Source organism: Paenibacillus sp. FSL E2-0190 (assembly GCF_037992965.1).
Taxonomy (GTDB): Bacteria; Bacillota; Bacilli; order Paenibacillales; family Paenibacillaceae; genus Paenibacillus_AQ; species Paenibacillus_AQ odorifer.
Window position 1 is genome coordinate 1,044,573 of record NZ_CP150306.1, and the last position, 16,052, is coordinate 1,060,624.

Annotated in this window: 16 protein-coding genes; 10 read left to right on the forward strand and 6 right to left on the reverse strand. The window is 45.6% G+C overall.

Going from position 1 to position 16,052, the window contains the following annotated elements; translation table 11 throughout:
* Positions 1 to 25 precede the first annotated feature (25 nt).
* Positions 26 to 1,441: a HAMP domain-containing sensor histidine kinase gene (locus tag NST25_RS04450; protein ID WP_076129601.1), complete on the reverse strand. Its 1,416-nt coding sequence runs from the start codon at positions 1,439 to 1,441 to the stop codon at positions 26 to 28.
* Positions 1,429 to 2,112, reverse strand: a complete 684-nt coding sequence (locus NST25_RS04455) for a response regulator transcription factor (protein WP_232061150.1) — start codon at positions 2,110 to 2,112, stop codon at positions 1,429 to 1,431. Before NST25_RS04455 ends, NST25_RS04450 begins: the two co-directional genes overlap by 13 nt.
* A 147-nt stretch (positions 2,113 to 2,259) precedes the next feature.
* Here NST25_RS04455 and NST25_RS04460 point away from each other — a divergent pair, with 147 nt between their 5' ends.
* The 5 genes from NST25_RS04460 to NST25_RS04480 all read left to right on the forward strand — a co-directional run bounded on the left by NST25_RS04460 (position 2,260) and on the right by NST25_RS04480 (position 5,333).
* Positions 2,260 to 2,973, forward strand: a complete 714-nt coding sequence (locus NST25_RS04460; protein WP_076129600.1) for a YceI family protein — start codon at positions 2,260 to 2,262, stop codon at positions 2,971 to 2,973.
* 166 nt (positions 2,974 to 3,139) lie between these two features.
* Complete coding sequence (mutT, locus tag NST25_RS04465; protein WP_076185009.1) at positions 3,140 to 3,535, forward strand: 8-oxo-dGTP diphosphatase MutT; 396 nt, start codon at positions 3,140 to 3,142, stop codon at positions 3,533 to 3,535.
* Between the two features lie 40 nt (positions 3,536 to 3,575).
* Complete coding sequence (locus NST25_RS04470) at positions 3,576 to 3,902, forward strand: nucleoside triphosphate pyrophosphohydrolase (RefSeq protein WP_076129598.1); 327 nt, start codon at positions 3,576 to 3,578, stop codon at positions 3,900 to 3,902.
* Positions 3,903 to 3,939: 37 nt separating this feature from the next.
* The gene (locus NST25_RS04475) at positions 3,940 to 4,290 is read left to right on the forward strand and encodes a DUF1648 domain-containing protein (protein WP_081391932.1); all 351 of its coding nucleotides are present in this window, start codon (positions 3,940 to 3,942) and stop codon (positions 4,288 to 4,290) included.
* A 50-nt stretch (positions 4,291 to 4,340) separates the two neighbouring features.
* Positions 4,341 to 5,333, forward strand: a complete 993-nt coding sequence (locus tag NST25_RS04480; RefSeq protein WP_076282134.1) for a Gfo/Idh/MocA family oxidoreductase — start codon at positions 4,341 to 4,343, stop codon at positions 5,331 to 5,333.
* A gap of 80 nt (positions 5,334 to 5,413) precedes the next feature.
* On the opposite strand, the gene wrbA is transcribed toward NST25_RS04480, so the two are convergent.
* Entirely contained in the window at positions 5,414 to 6,049 is a 636-nt protein-coding gene (wrbA, locus tag NST25_RS04485) for an NAD(P)H:quinone oxidoreductase type IV (RefSeq protein ID WP_076138996.1), read from the reverse strand.
* A gap of 156 nt (positions 6,050 to 6,205) precedes the next feature.
* Here wrbA and NST25_RS04490 point away from each other — a divergent pair, with 156 nt between their 5' ends.
* From NST25_RS04490 to NST25_RS04505, 4 genes are all read left to right on the forward strand, one after another.
* A complete protein-coding gene (locus NST25_RS04490; protein WP_340393391.1) occupies positions 6,206 to 6,718 on the forward strand; it encodes a GyrI-like domain-containing protein in 513 nt (170 codons plus the stop codon).
* Positions 6,719 to 7,151: 433 nt separating this feature from the next.
* Positions 7,152 to 7,331 carry a hypothetical protein gene (locus NST25_RS04495; protein ID WP_340393392.1) on the forward strand — a complete coding sequence of 60 codons (180 nt, stop codon included), beginning with the start codon at positions 7,152 to 7,154 and terminating at the stop codon, positions 7,329 to 7,331.
* Between the two features lie 664 nt (positions 7,332 to 7,995).
* The gene (locus tag NST25_RS04500) at positions 7,996 to 8,550 is read left to right on the forward strand and encodes a pyridoxamine 5'-phosphate oxidase family protein (protein WP_076185012.1); all 555 of its coding nucleotides are present in this window, start codon (positions 7,996 to 7,998) and stop codon (positions 8,548 to 8,550) included.
* A 483-nt stretch (positions 8,551 to 9,033) separates the two neighbouring features.
* Positions 9,034 to 10,434, forward strand: a complete 1,401-nt coding sequence (locus tag NST25_RS04505) for an ADP-ribosylglycohydrolase family protein (RefSeq protein ID WP_076302824.1) — start codon at positions 9,034 to 9,036, stop codon at positions 10,432 to 10,434.
* A gap of 563 nt (positions 10,435 to 10,997) precedes the next feature.
* On the opposite strand, the gene NST25_RS04510 is transcribed toward NST25_RS04505, so the two are convergent.
* The 3 genes from NST25_RS04510 to NST25_RS04520 form a co-directional block, all read right to left on the reverse strand.
* The gene (locus NST25_RS04510) at positions 10,998 to 12,770 is read right to left on the reverse strand and encodes a hypothetical protein (RefSeq protein ID WP_340393393.1); all 1,773 of its coding nucleotides are present in this window, start codon (positions 12,768 to 12,770) and stop codon (positions 10,998 to 11,000) included.
* A 147-nt stretch (positions 12,771 to 12,917) separates the two neighbouring features.
* Positions 12,918 to 13,844, reverse strand: a complete 927-nt coding sequence (locus NST25_RS04515) for a hypothetical protein (RefSeq protein WP_340393394.1) — start codon at positions 13,842 to 13,844, stop codon at positions 12,918 to 12,920.
* Complete coding sequence (locus tag NST25_RS04520; protein ID WP_155986556.1) at positions 13,837 to 13,989, reverse strand: hypothetical protein; 153 nt, start codon at positions 13,987 to 13,989, stop codon at positions 13,837 to 13,839. Before NST25_RS04520 ends, NST25_RS04515 begins: the two co-directional genes overlap by 8 nt.
* 205 nt (positions 13,990 to 14,194) lie before the next feature.
* Between NST25_RS04520 and NST25_RS04525 the strand changes: the two genes are divergently transcribed.
* Entirely contained in the window at positions 14,195 to 16,012 is a 1,818-nt protein-coding gene (locus tag NST25_RS04525; protein ID WP_076185016.1) for a vWA domain-containing protein, read from the forward strand.
* Positions 16,013 to 16,052: the final 40 nt, after the last annotated feature.

A 16,052-nucleotide genomic window follows, 5' to 3' on the forward strand; every position in this document is an offset into this window, starting at 1 on the left:
ATGTCGATGGATCGTAGACTATTTTTTAATCATCAAGCGGCAGAGACAGCACGAAGGTGCAGCCTTTGTCTGAGTGCTCCTCAAGCACGAGGCTTCCGTTCATAGATTCGGCCAACAGACGGCTGAAGGTTAGGCCGAGTCCTAGACCACGCAGTGTGCTCTGCTTATCGCTGCCCCGGAAGAAGGCTTCGAAGACATGCTCACTATGATTGGATGAGATGCCAAGCCCATTATCTTGAACACGGATTTCGGCAAAGCCATGACCTTGCTGCTCCAGCAGGTCTATCGTAAGCTGCACCTTTCGATCCGGAGCTTTGGCTTGTACGCTGTTATTAAGTAGATTGACGATAATCTGCTGGATACGAAGGGAGTCCCCACGCAAAAATAAGGGATTGATCGGCATATGGAGCACGGGTTCAGCAACATCTTCCGCCTGTGTCAGTTTCCATTGATATACGATTTCTGATAGTAGTGGTACGGCATCGAGTCGGTCGTGACGAACGGAAACCATTCCTGCAGTCAGGGCATTGTAATCCAGAAGGTCGGCTACCATTCGCTGCAACCGCCCAGCCTCCAGCAGGGCAATATCCAGAAATTCCACAGCTTCATCACCTTCAACGACCCCTTCGCGGACGGCATGCACCAGGCCTTTAATAGAGGTTACGGGTGTTTTCAACTCATGGGAGACTCCGGCCAGCATTACGGCTCGAGACTGCTCAAATTGCTGTAACTTGCCTGCCATCTCTTCAAAAGACATCATCAGCTCATGAATTTCCCGCTCTTTAGCATCCTTATCTAGAACGATATCATAACGGCCATGGCTGATTTGAGCCGCTGCCTCGACTACCTTCTGAATGGGTTTTGCCAGTTTACGAGATAAGAGGTAAATGGTTAGCCAACTTAAGATGATTAGAAACAGCAGCAGTATGGAGAAAAATATGATCTCCTCCTGTGGAATATGCCGCAGTGATTTTTTGGATTGCAGGACAATAACCTGTCCCAGTGTTTTGTCATCCGAATTTATGGGAGCCACAGCAGCTTTGAACTCCGGACTGCGGGAGTCGTTCAAGCTATCATTTAGCTTATATCTCATTTCCTTGTCAGTTAGAGGTGGCAGGGAGAATAGCATTTGACCTTGTTGATCAGTAATGATCACGCACATCTCTATGGTTAACTTGAAAAACCGCTTCCGGTCTTCGATCAGTTTTTCGAGATTTTGGCTGATTTCAATGGAGCCTTCCATATTTAAGCTGCGATCTGCAATCTCCTGTGCCAAAAGCCCCGCAGTCTGCAGACGATTGCTCATAGCCTCCTGACGGATCCACCATAATGTAGCTAAAGCTGTGAGGAGCAGGCCTACACTAATAATGAGCAAATAACGTATCGTCCAGTAAGAAAGGATAGAGGTACGTTTGGCGTTGTTTCTCTTTAAGTTGTCCATAATTGATATCCCGTCCCCCTTAGGGTACGGATTTCCCCCTCACTAGTTGGCCAGTGCGACAACGCTTGGCGTAGTCTTTTGATCGACAAATCTACCGCCCGGTCGCTTCCTTCATAATCCATTTCCCATACAAATTCTATTAATTGCTCACGCGTACAAATCTGATTAGGTCTTTCAGCGAGAAATAACAGCACTGACATATCCCGAGGACTAAGACTCAGCTCAGCCCCATTTAAAAAGACAGCACGTGCTGTGAAGTCGATAAACAAACTGCCATAATGCCGTTTACGGCTGCCATCAGACCACTGCGAGGGACGGCGTAAGACAGCGTTCACGCGTGCTACCACCTCCTCGGGAATAAAAGGTTTAGACATATAATCATCCGCACCACCGTCGAGGCCGGCTAGCCGGTCATTGATCCCATCTCTTGCCGTCAGCATGATCACAGGGCAGCTGCTTTTTTCACGGATGAGCTTAAGCAGTTCAAAGCCGTCCATGTTTGGCAGCATGATGTCTAGTAATACTAATGAAGGAGGAGATATAGCAAAAGACTCCAGCGCAGCGCGTCCATCAGCTACACGGGTGACTTGAAAGCCTGCTTTTTTCAGATAAGCACTGAGGACCCTAGAGATGGCTTCTTCATCTTCTACAACAAGAATGGATTTCGTCAAATTGGAGTACCTCCAGTCCATAAAATTTACGACAAGTTTAACACATCATAGCCCGTTCTGCTCTGACTTCTTCCCGACATATTGCTTTGTTAGAATGAGGGACGAGCTTGAAAGCATACAGAAATTATGAATATTGGAGGGAACAGGATGAAGAGAAAAAGAATAGCCTTGATCGCTGCAGGAGTTATTATCGTAGGAGTAGTCACAGGTTATACATTACTGGATAAATCGCTGGGCAATAATGTAGAGATCGAGTCCGTGATTCCAAATCAAGCAACCACAGCAGATGCTGGAGAGACAACAAATAACACTGGAGCATCAGCAGGGGTGGCGGTCACAGCCGAACAATTAAACGGGGATTGGACCCTTGCGGAAACCTCTAAAGTCTATTGGTCAGTGACGACCTCTAAAGAAACAGTAAACTTCGTAGACAACAAAGTTCAGGGTACCTGGAAGGTAAATATAGAGGATTCTACTTCGATGGCCGGGGAAGGGACAGTGGATATGAGCGCTCTGGATTCTGGCAATAGCCAACGGGACGAGCATGTAAAAGGAGAGGATTTTCTATCCGTAACGGAATTTCCACAATCCACGTTTGTAGTGAAGTCATTTTCGGAGCTGCCGGCAGAATGGACTGAAGGAGCAACTGTGCCTGTTGAAATGCAGGGGACGCTTACCGTAAAAGGAGTAGAAAAGGACGTCACCTTTCAGTCGCAAGCGGCGTATAGCGGGGGACAGTTGATGCTGTCGGGAACGACAACAGTGGCCTTTTCTGACTTTGGTCTAAGCAATCCCCACACCGTTGTACTGGATACAGAAAATAATCTTGAGGTTCGTTTGGAGCTTGTGCTGACAAAATAGTAGCTCTTTCGTAAGGATAACGCTGCTGTGAAATTTATAGAGAGACTGTACTGAAGAGATTTTCCCAGGCCGTGTTGGCTTTTGGGAGAGTCTCTTTGGTTTGGAATGAATTGTATGTTTTAATAGTAGTATCTGTCGAATAACTAGCAATATTGGAGGTGTCTTTGTGATCAAGGTGGCGGCAGCAATTATACATAATGAAGAAGGGCAGATTCTTATTGCCCGGCGGCGGCAAGGTAAATCGCAGGCAGGTCTGTGGGAATTTCCTGGTGGCAAAATAGAGCAGGATGAGAGCATCGCAGAGTGTCTGCAAAGAGAGCTTCAGGAAGAGATGGGGATCACAATCCTTCCCTATGAGAGCTTTGGCATGAACGAGCATAACTATGGAGAGATAAAGATCCAATTGATTGCTTGGAAAGCGCGGTATCAGGGAGGTGTAATTGATCTGGTCGATCACGACGAACATAGGTGGGTGCTTCCGGCTGAACTGGATCAGTTCATGTTTGCTCCGGCAGATCTTCCTTTTGTAGAACGTCTAGTGATGGAATCAAAGCCGGATTGAAGGGAGATATAATATAATATAGAAGAAAGGAAGAGCTTAAATGCCTGTATATGAAAAGCTAGTGCGTGACGGCATCCCCGATTTGATAGCTTCTCAAGGTAAAGATTTTAACACAAGGATATTAGAGTCCAAAGAATACATAACTGAACTACGCAAAAAATTGCAAGAAGAGTCGAAGGAATATTTACAGGCAGCAAGTGATGAAGAAGCTCTGGAGGAGCTTGCCGATATGCTGGAAGTAATTCAGGCTCTGGCGGAGACACACGGGAGCAATAGCGTGGAGCTGGAGAAGCAACGTGCAGAGAAAGCTAAACGTCGCGGTGGATTTAAGAAGGGGATATATCTGATTGAAGTGGAAGGAGAATAACGGGGAGATTTTTTTTCCGCACAAGGAGGGTAAAACGTTGTTCAAAACCAAACTGACGATGATCTTAAGCAGTGTGGTGGCCTTGATTCCTGTAGCTATTTATTTATTCCTTTATTCCAAAATGCCGGATACCGTGCCGATTCATTATGATGGGAACATGGCTGATCGATTTGTAAGTAAAGCTAGTCTGGAGGTTATTTTGCAAAGCGGGCTGGGTTGTTTAGGATTCGTAATCATGAAGCTTTTACAATTCCTTTTGCAAAAAGCGTTTATTCAAAGCTCTAACGAGCACTCAGCGGCCTTGAGCAAGATCTGGAATATTGCTATTTTGGTGGTGACGGTGGTGTTTGCTGGCATCAGTTCCTATACATTCATTAGAATGGTCTGATAGAATTAAAGAGACTTAGCAGAAGGATTAGGAGGAACATGCAAATGAAAATGGACAACGCTTACAAGGTGAGATGGGGAATTATTAGCACAGGCTGGATTGCTCATCAATTTGTTACTGATTTGGCGCATGCCAGTAATGGTGTGGCTTATGCCGTTGGGTCAAGATCTCAGGAAAGTGCCGATGAATTTGCTGAAAATCATGGGATTCCGCATGCCTATGCAACCTATGAGGAATTGCTGAATGACCCAAATGTAGACGCGGTATATATTGGAACGCCGCATCCTTTTCACAAAGAAAATGCTTTAATGGCGCTGCGTGCAGGCAAAGCTGTCCTGTGTGAGAAACCTTTTACCGTAAACAGCGGTGAATTGGAAGAAGTTGTGGCCTATGCTAAAACGCATAAGCTATTCCTGATGGAGGCAATGTGGAGTCGCTACATCCCGGCGATTGTGAAGGTTAGAGAATGGATTGCTGAGGGTAGAATCGGTGATGTTCGTTTGGTGAAGGCAGACCTAGGGTTTCGTACCGACTGGAATCCGGAAGGCAGATTGCTGAATCCGCAGCTGGGCGGGGGTGCGTTGCTGGATGTGGGGATTTATCCGGTTTCTTTTGCCTCCATGGTGTTTGGACCTCATCCTGAGTCTATTTCCAGCACAGTGCACATAGGTGAGACTGGAGTGGACGAGCATTTCTCGATGCTGTTGTCATATGGTAACGGGAAAACCGCTTCGTTGAACGGTGGTATTCGTCTTAACATGTTGGAGGAAGCGCATGTGTTTGGCACAGAAGGCCGTATTATTGTAGAGGGTACATTAGTGAACCCGAAATCGGCTGCGCTTTATATAGGAGATGAGAAGGTAGAGAGCTTTGTGGACGACCGTGCTTCTATTGGATATTGTTTTGAAGCGGAGGAAGTAGGACGTTGTCTTCAGGCAGGGCTTACAGAGAGTCCGGTGATGACATTGGATGAATCGTTAGCGATTCTGAAACTGCTGGATCAAGTGCGTGCACAGTGGGGGCTTAAATACCCTGGAGAGTAATTAAAATATAAATTAAACACCCCTCGGCGCAGTGCTACACAAGTAGCTCCGAGGGGTGTTGTTATATTAACTAAGCTGAGCTAGTTCTGATTATTGGCGTTTTTGCCTGCCTGGACCCAGCCGGCCACTTCAACGGTACGCTTCGCTTGATGAAAAACAGCGTCACGGATCCGATCCTGATCTTCGATCATTTTACCGTCTCCATCTACACTGACACTTGTTCCGTAAGGGTTGCCTCCCGCACCAAATGTGACTGGATCGGTATAACCGGGTGCTGCAACAATGGCTCCCCAGTGATACATCGACGTATAGAGTGCCAAAATCGTAGCTTCTTGTCCACCATGCGGGTTCTGTGCTGAGCTCATGGCGCTGACGACTTTGTTTACTGTTAGTCCTTTGCCCCAAATGCCACCGGTTGTATCAATGAACTGCTTCATCTGGGAAGCAATGTTACCGTAACGGGTTGGGGAACTGAAAATAATCGCATCCGCTTCGACTATATCGTCGGGTGTGGCGACTGGGATATCTTTTGTTTTTTCAGCTAGGGCTTTCATGGCTGGATTTGCTTGAATTTTGTCCTCGGGGACCAGTTCCTGCACCTTCAGCAGTTTTACCTCAGCTCCTGCTTTTTCTGCGCTTTCCGCGGCCCATTGTGCTAGCTGGTAGTTAGTTCCTGTGGCACTGTAGTAGATGACAGCTAATTTGATTTTTGACATGCTGTAGTCATTCCCTTCGAGTGTAGTTCCATACTATTAATTACCCTAAAGGGGTCTTTATAACCCAGAATGAAATCAATCTATTCGAACTGGACAGACAGATGTCCACTTTGCCTGTGTATACTAAGTTCAATCACAGGAAATGAGGGAGAATGGATGAATACTTATTTTGTAGAGAAAGCAAAAATGACCTTGGCGGGGGTTAGCATACGCACAACTAATGAAGCAGAAATGGGACCTGATGGAGGTTTGTCGCAGCTGTGGGAAACTTATTTTCAGAGTAATATTGCGGGGCAGATAGCTACGGTAAATCCTGAGTATATCTATGCTTTGTATACGGATTATGAGAGTGATGCGAGCGGAGCGTATACCGTTGTGATCGGGCATGAAGTAGCTGAGGAGAGACATATAGAGGGAAGGCAGCTAGAGGAAAGCGAACTAGTGGAAAACCAGTTCACCTATGCGGCTGTACCGGAGAGCAAATACATGGTTTTTAAGACGAAAAAAGGTCCGGTATTTGAAGTAGTCGCGCAAGCGTGGGGGGAGATTTGGGCGTACTTTAAGGAGTCTGGGGAGGTAAGAACTTACACGGGGGATTTTGAGATTTATGATTCACGGAATTTCGACCCTGCTGACACGCAGGTTGAGATTTATATTGCGATTGAATAGATAGGGGAAGGATGGTTTTGTGTGCTTAGTGGGTTAAGTGCTTAAGCGGGAGATTTTTTAGGGAAAAGTGTTATAGGAAGTGTTATAGAAAAGTGTTTAAAGGGATGTGTTTTAAAGGGAAAAAGGGATTTAAGGGAGTTGCTTCTGATAGTAGTATCAAGCAGCTTGCGAGAGAAAGGGGGGCTGCCGAGAGGCAGTCCCTATTTTTGCTGACGGCCAGGTACCGGGGAGAAGGGTTACTTGACGGTGGAAGAGAATATAAACAGCTTAAAATTCTCGGGATGTGTTGTTAATCTTTGCTGAGGCTTGCATTTAGGCAGACGGGGGGAGACATAAGAAAAGCCCTAGAGTATATATACTTAACTAATGTGTCTGCGGAAAAATATACGGTAAAAATCCCGTAGATTTGCTGGATTGGGTAGAAGTGGCGGGGATGTACGGTAAAAATCCCGTAGATTTGCTGGATTGGGCAGAAGTGGCGGGGATGTACGGTAAAAATCCCGTAGATTTGCTGGGTTGGGCCAAAGTGGCGGAAATGTACGGTAAAAATACTCTACATCAGCTGCATAACGTCGAATTAGTCAGAAATAAGAGCAAAAGTGCCCTACATTAGCGGTATCGAGCCAAAGTAGCAAGAAAGAGAGGCAAAAGTGCTCTACCTTAGCCGTCCCAAGCCAAAGTAGCAAGAAACAAAGGCAAAAATGCCTTACATTTGCTCCACCGAGCCAAAGTAGCAAGAAAGAGAGGCAAAAGTGCTCTACATTAGCCGCACCAAGCCAAAGTAGCAAGAAAGAGAGGCAAAAGTGCTCTACATTAGCCGCCCCGAGCTAAAGTAGCAAGAAAGAGAGGCGAAAGTGCTCTACATTAGCCGCCCCGAGCCAAAGTAGCAATAAAGAGAGACAAAAATGCCCTACATTAGCGGCAAACGCCGCTTGGACCTAGTCAAAGTTAGTTTGATGGAGGAGCTATTGGAGTGGGTATTGTTAATGGAGTTAATGCACTTTTGGAACTGATCCAGTTGGTGAAACTAACGGAGTTGATAGAGCTAATGTAACTATAGAAGTTAATGTAGTCGGCAAAGCTAGTTAGTTAAGCAAATGTGGTTGATGGAACTGAGATGATTGGTGAAGCTGTTGTAGTTCATGTAGTTCATGTAGTTCATGTAGTTCATGTAGTTCATGTAGTTCATGGAACTCATTGAGTCGGCGGATCCGATAGAGTTGAGTAGAGATGACCAATTAGCCAACACACAAATATACAGAAATGGAGAATGCCAAATGGGAAAACAATTTACCGCTATACTACCTGTACATGAAGAGTTTATTCTTCGGCAGCATCTTTTTTTCGTAGGGTCGGCGCCGCTTTCAGAAGATGGGCATGTTAACCTTTCGCCGAAGGGACATGATTGTTTTCGGATATTGTCTCCTAATCAGGTGGCTTATCTAGACATGACTGGCAGCGGTAATGAGACGAGCGCGCATCTGCTGGAAAATGGAAGAGTGACGGTTATGTTTTGTGCGTTTGAGGGGCCGCCTAATATTTTAAGACTGTATGGAACAGGGGCTGTGTTTTTGCCTGAATCAGCAGAATGGGAAACACTGTCCCCATTGTTTACATCTCTGCCTGGAGCTAGACAGATCATTTTGATAGATGTTCATAAAGTACAGACTTCCTGCGGATTTTCGGTCCCATTCATGAGTTATGAGGGTGAGCGGGATACGTTGCAGCGTTGGTCTATCCAAAAGGGTGAGGCAGGGCTGAGAGAATATAGACAAGAGAAAAACACAAAGAGTATAGACGGGCTACCCACACCTCTTGGACAAAAAAACTGACCAGACAGGAGTTCCCATTCTCATGGTCAGCAGAAGGAGCGTACTATCCGTAGGGATTGTTTACCCAAGTCGTTCAAAGTTGTCTGCTTCGTATATGTACACCCAAGTCGCTATAGTTGCTTGACTACTCATTATAAATGTTCACTAGGTGGATACAGTGTATGCTATAAACCATTACATTCGATCTCATTAGGCAAAGTAATAAGCTAATTGAACGCAACAAGTAATCCCGTAATCGAAAAAATGAAGGACATAAGGGTGACGATTCATTTGGCATCCCATTGGAGGGTTTTTTAGAGTGTCTTTCCCTATTTAATAGTCTATTAAACTTATTGCTTTTACTGTTATTTCTATCATCGCATGCTCGTTTATTTAAACTTATAATGAAGGCGATGGGATGGGCTGCTTTCCATCAATCATCGTTTACATTCTCATGTAGAAGTTATTTTACGTAGATTAATAAACGGACAAAGGAGATACAGCATGCTGCCATCACTCGCATTTCTTAAACGTCAATTAGAGGGGATTTTACGCAATAAATTTGCACAGGGGCATCTAACCTCGGGTTATTTAGCCAAGCTGGAACAGCTTCCCGCAAGCTACGATGCCTATCTGGAATTCGCTCATAGCTTGGCTGACATTCCAATGAGGGACAATTGGCCTTACTATGAACCAAACGATTTAGAAGAGATATGGCAGGAATGCGATCCGGCTCGACCTTTAGGCCAAGTCGGAATCTTGAATCTTAAGGATAGCTCCAAACGTGTAGAGGCGGGATTCCTCGCTTCAGTCTGTGGTTCAATGCTAGGCAAACCGATTGAGGTAAACCCCAGCTTGTCGGAATTGCGTAAAGCTTTAACTTCTGTAGGGGAATGGCCACTGAATGATTACATTTCTGATGAAGTTCTCCATGCTTTGGATCGTCGACATTGGTCTTGGTTTGAGACGACGCGGGGGCGAATTCGTTATGTGGCACCTGATGATGATATCAATTACACATTAATGGGAATGATGGCGTTAGAACAATTTGGCGATGGTTTTACGAAAAGAAATTTAAGAGATTTATGGATAAATCATCTTCCGATAAGTACTACTTGGGGGCCGGAGAGGACCATCTTGCTTCGATCGGGGATTAGCTATTTGGAGCATGATAGAGAACTATTCAATCATTCTGAAATAGAGGCTTGGCCCGACTTCATGGTGCAAGATACAGAACTATGCGGAGCAGCGATTCGCGCAGATGCTTACGGTTATGCCTGCCCCGGTCAACCCGCTCTTGCCGCTGAGCTAGCTTGGCGTGATGCAAGTTTTACACATCGCCGGACGGGGATCTACGCCACGATGTTCATCGCCGCTGCGATTGCAGTTGCGCAAGTACTGCGCGATCCTATTAAAATAATAAGTACTGCACTGCAATTCGTACCTAGAAGGAGCCGATTCTATGAGATTACTCAGGATTGCCTGCAGAGGGTAGCGAATGCAGATAACTGGCTGGAAGCTTATCAGAGCATTAACCATAAGTATGCAAATTATGGTCACTGTCAGGTTTATCAGGAAATAGGTACCTTAATTAATACATTTCGATTTGCAGACAATGTCGGTGACGGGATATGCAAGCAGGTGATGCAAGGCAACGATACGGATAGTTTTGGAGCAACAGCAGGCTCTCTGCTCGGGGTTTATTTTGGTTCTGACAGCCTGGAAACAAGATGGCTTGAGCCTTTCCAAGACCGGATTCATACGGGATTATCTAATTTTCATGAGCAAAAGCTATCCCGTTTGGCTGAGCGGATGGGGCGTTTGCCAGAGCTGTTGCATACTCACCAACATCGAATTGAACCCAGCGAGCTCTATGTAAACGAGAACACCGATTTAAACCTTTGAATTTGATTTCATCAAAAAATGGTTAAGTGAAACCTATATAGAAGTGCTTCAGAAATTAAAAGTGCCAATTGAGTAGCTGAGTAAAAGTCACCGTGCTTAATGCAATACGACATTATCCCGTAACAGGTTACTTTTTGATTTTTTTCATCTATCCATAGACTGCTAGTACATGGAAAAAAAGACACCAACCCCCGGTTAGTGTCTTTTTGTCTAGCAACAGGTACTGCTAACAATGGCAAATTTGCTTGAAGATGTTACATCAAACGTAGATCACATAAGGGATGATGCGTAACCAATGGTGTGAAAGCGTCTAGAGCAGATTACTTGAAAGTTCAATGGTTTGTTAAAAACATCCACAATAGGTAAATTAATGAGACTTAGACTACAGGATAATTACGAATGATTAACGAGCTATGTGATCTTCATGGCATTACGTACCTATTAACCATCGAAGCGCTGTCCAACGCTAGTTGCTATAAGTGGTGGAGCTTACAGGATCGTCGAGCCGACACAAAGACAAGGTTATCCCGTATGCCGTATGCCGTATCCTGTATCCCAAATTCCTACCGCCCAAAGCTCATGCTACCTACGGATTCCACTATAAACACAGGCACATATTGCTCGCCTATGTCTGTTCCAACGAGCTCATATCCATTCTGATATTGGCCACTAATTAACGCATTACCTGTAACGGAACCCACTTCTCCTTGGAGCAAAATATAAATCCCATCCGAGTAAGCAAGACTATTGCCGAAGTTATCTACGATGATCTCACAATGAAAAGAGACCTTTTCAAAAGGATGAGTGGTAAGATCCGCAGCTGAGATTACAGCATACTCCTGAACAATCTCCGCGAATTGATAGCTGCCGTCTACTTTACGGTAAAGTGCCGTTTGCCCGTCAACACCGTCTCCAAGATCCGCATTTGGCACGAGAATAGAGTCATCCGGCTGCAATTCATAACTATCGCCAGCTAAAGAAAATAACTGTGAAATACCATTTGATTTCATCTCATACGCTGTGAAAAGGGTGCGTCCACCTTCAACCTCAGATTGGGCTAAAACCACAGGTACACCTGAAGAGGTTGCCAACTGTTCATTAAAAGTAAGACTGCGCAGACTCTCGAAGCGTGGCAAGCTGTTTCCTGTTAATGTGACCACATTGTCGTCGTTATTCATCGCGGCATAATAGAGCACGCCATTGTTATCCGTCCCGGCGACGATCACTTTTGTACCTAATAGTCCTTTGTGGGAGATGACGTTGTCGTATTTACCTTGCTCTTCACCGCCAGGAAGGAGGCGAACAGGCTCTGCAATATTCCAGGCCAGCCTAGCAGCGGCAATGTTTGTCGAAGTATCTTCTAGCGGAGCAAGCTCTCCGTATAATTGTATCGCTTCAGCATATTGACCTTTAGTTGTCAGACGTTTGGCGTTTTTTAGTAGCTTAGCCTTACTAGTATCGATCAAAGTCAGCACCTTGGATGACGTGATGCCTGCCGATCCTGCAAAATTACGATAAGCTACAGCATGCCCAGCAAAAGCTGTGATATTGTCACCTTCAAGATCTTTGTTCAGGATGATCTTCCCGCTGCTTTCTGCTTGTTGAAGTACCCAAGGAGCTTCGTAATTATGCTGGCTATAAGCACTCATCAGGGACAGGGTGCTTTCCAGCATGCCGGTAAAGTTTCCTGCTCCTGCTAAGGATTTTAATATAGCTGTATCATGGCTTTTAAACTTTGAGGCTAGTAAATCCTCTTTGGAAGCTGCACTTCCATAATAAGCATCAGGAATCTGCAAAAGATTCCATTTAAAGTTCTCTTCATTACTCACCCCTCCGCTCTGGTTCTGGGCAAGCTCGGCAAGGAACTGCTCCTTAAACTGACGGAAATAAGAGGTGAACTGGTCTGAAATGCCTGAGGCCGACGATAACTGGCGATAATAGGATTCATAGGGACCGTCTGGCTTCATATATGTAGCTTTTAAACTGAGCAGAGCTTGATAGCTCTTCATAAATCCGGCAAAATCCTTAGTCGCTGCTTCCTCCTTAGTAGAGGCTACCAAAACATTCAGAACTTTGCGGATATCTGTGATTGGAGCTAATTCATCCAGACGTTTTGCGACTCTTTCTTCCTGATAATCAATGGAATAGTTGGCCGCTGCTTGACGGTACTGATCCTCTGCATTAATCAGATCCCCGGCAGCGTAGAGACGGTCGGCTTCTTTGGTGAATTGTATTTTATCTGCGATGAGAAAAACCTTCTGTCCAAGCAGCACAAGCATGCATATACACAAAATGATCATAAAGTTTCGCAGGGTTATTAATTGTTTGAACGTCATATAGAGTAGCCTCTTTTTTCAAAATATAAGAAAGCCTAAGAAAGTATAAGTTTTACGGTATACATCATCCTTATATTTCTTTGAGAAACGGTTGGTTGTCATCAATAAGGATGTTTGCTTTATATTGGTTCATCTTAGCTTTCAGGTCTATTGGACCTCCGGGTCCCAGCGATATTTGGCTTCACGAATGTCAGCTACCCTGAGGTCTAAGCCGTTCCAAGGTTCATGGGGATTCGCAGCAATGAGTTTGGACAACCGCAAGAAACGGTCCTTGGGCAGATCTTGCACGTATCGGCCAATCATATTGGAGTAGAGCAGGGCATAACGCTTCATTCTTACCGCCGCTCCTGCAACGCTCGTAAGGATGGTTAAGCCGTTAGCCATCTGGCGAATCTCCACTTCATAGTTCTTCACGTAGCGTAGTGTACGATCCTTAATGAGATCGGGACGGACTTTAGCGATCTCGCCGATATATTCGGCTAGCAGTGGTTCGAAGTCTTTTAGAAGAAGCTGCTCCAGTTCTAGATCCATATCCTTGCGGAGTAAAAATCCATGCAGCAAAGCCACTCGCTGCCGCGCGATCCGGTCGCCGCGAAGCAGGATGGAGAGCTCCCGCAGCTTCTCATAGGCAAGAACATCATCCTCACGGAGTACGGAGACAGCTTCCTGACGGTTGACCTCCAGCCCTTCCTTGATGATGCCGATCCCACGACCAAGCAGCTCATTGAGAGAACGAAGATTCTCGTTCTGCCTTACTTTTCGTTGCGTATAGTACAATAGTCCAGCAAGCACAAGACCCCCGGCACCACACAATATCATTTGTTGGATGCTATTTCCAAAATAGACAGAGGCTAGTGTGAGCAGTAAGATGAATAGTAGGCGGGTATGCATCTTCCGTCTGGCTAGTGATGCTGCGTGCTGCTCTACAGCAATAAGTGAGGCTCTGCCACATTTGCCACAGCGGTCTTCGCCAAGAGCGGTATACCGCCCGCAGTGGCGACAGATGCGCAGCTTGTCATAAGCGTAACGCGGGGCCTTGAAAGGCCGGAAGGTAACGGGTCTTTTCTTATTCACGGCCTTTATCGCCTCCGTTCAAAGCGGCTAGCAGTCGATCGTTAATATCATCACGTGTCAGTGGTTTGCGCTGATGTGCGGCATAAATGGAAATCTGAATTACGGCAATTAGGAACGTAATCCCAAGAATGACGTATGAAATCATGGAACAATCCTTTCTCATGGACGCTCTGCAGTCCAGATGGCTTTTAGAATGATAATCTTCTATGCATCAATGCACTGGGTCCGGCGGTCCTAAAGTTGAAGTTTACAAGGTTTAATTATATCATAATGGCATGCTATTTACAGATTTTAGCGATAGTGCTGAACCTGTCATATGTGCCTAATATAACACAAGAGGAGCCCTATTTATGCTTCGTAAATATCAAAGTATTAGAACAACCAAGACTCTCTTTCTACGTATCTTTCCGGCATTGCTCCTGGCTCTTTGTCTAGCTGCCTCGCCTTTTGCAGCTGTTAAGGCCTATGCGGCAACGTCGGCGCAATCTCACATTGACGCTGTGCTTCTTATTGATGTCAGCAACTCCATGAAGACTAGTGACAAGAACAAAATCGCCAACGAAGCGATGAAAATGTTCATAGATATGTTATCCACCCAAGGTGATAAAGTAGGTATTGTTGCCTATACCGACAAGGTGCAACGGGAAAAGGCCCTGCTGCAAATTAGCTCGGAGAGCGATAAGCAGGATTTGAAGGATTTTATTGATGGTTTGGACCGAGGAGCTTACACCGATATCGCTATTGGCGTAGAGGAAGCTGTAAAGGTTCTGCAGAATGGAAGTGACCCTTCCCATGAGCCTATCATTGTAATGCTCGCTGACGGCAATAACGATTTCAACAAAGCGACAGGCCGGACGCAAAGTGAATCAGATAAAGAGCTGAAGGCGGCCGTAGAGGTTGCCAAAAAAAATGGCTATCCCATCTATACCATTGGACTTAATGCAGATGGCAAGCTGAATAAACAAAGCCTCGCCGACCTGTCCAACGAGACGGGTGGTAAAGCATTTTCGACGGACTCAGCAGACGATCTGCCGCAAATCCTGAGTGAGATTTTTGCCAGCCATTTGAAGCTGAAGGTAGTGCCTGTGCAGTCGATTACTGCAAATGGCGATTATCAGGACGTGACCGTCAACGTGCCTAACGGCAGTGTTTTGGAAGCCAATATCTCAATTATGTCTTCACAGCCTGTGACAGCGAAATTAACGGACCCGTCAGGGAAAGAAGTTGCGATCCCCTCAAACAATGTCCTGCTGTCCAAGTCTTCTACTTATAGCTTGATTAAGCTACTGTCACCGCAGGAAGGAGATTGGAAACTTCAGGTTAAAGGTGTGCCAAAGGATAAGATTGATATTAATCTAGTCTTTAACTATGACCTGGAGCTTAAGATCGATGCGCTGCCATCAGCAACCTATAAAAAGGGTGATAAAATCGACATCACCTCGCATCTGTTCAGCAACGGTACTCAGGTAACACTCAGTAATTTGTATCAAGATATGAAGGCGGTACTGCTTGCTACAGATATTGATACAGGTGATGTGCAAGAAATCGAACTGGATAACTCCGGAGCTGTCTTCAAGGGTACCTTTGAGGTAAAAGAAAGCCATAACTACGAGTTGAAGGTACGGGCAGAGGAAAGCAGCTTTTATCGGGAAAGTGCACCTGTCCAGATCAGCGCGAAGACAGGCGGAGCAGCAACAACAGCACCTTCTACAGGGACTGGCAACGAAGAACCCCTGAAGGAAGCCTCATCCAAAACCCTGTATTACATTATAGGGGGCATTCTTTTAGTGCTGGCAGCGGGTGCAGCATGGTATGTGCTGAATAAGAAATCGGCACGTGGTTTTGTTGGACAGCTGGTAGTAGAGGTTAAAGACAGCAATACGGGTGAGAAGACCTACCCACAATATAAGAAGCTTGCAGGCTTCAAGGGCAAGTTCACCCTTCATCAGCTGCTGCAATTGGCGCCTGAACTGAAGGAGAGCGAAACTGTTATTTTCACACCGGCTAAGAATGACCGATTGCTGTTACGCAGCGGAGAAGGTGTTACTGTGGAGAGATCCGGACGTGCTGCGGATGCTTCGCGTGGTCTTGAACTGAAGAGTGGGGACCGCGTTTCAGTATCTCTACAGACGGTAGATAAGACGATTTATCTGGAATATTTAGTATAGTAGGCAATGGCAATGTATGCCGCAGAAACAGTTTTGCTGC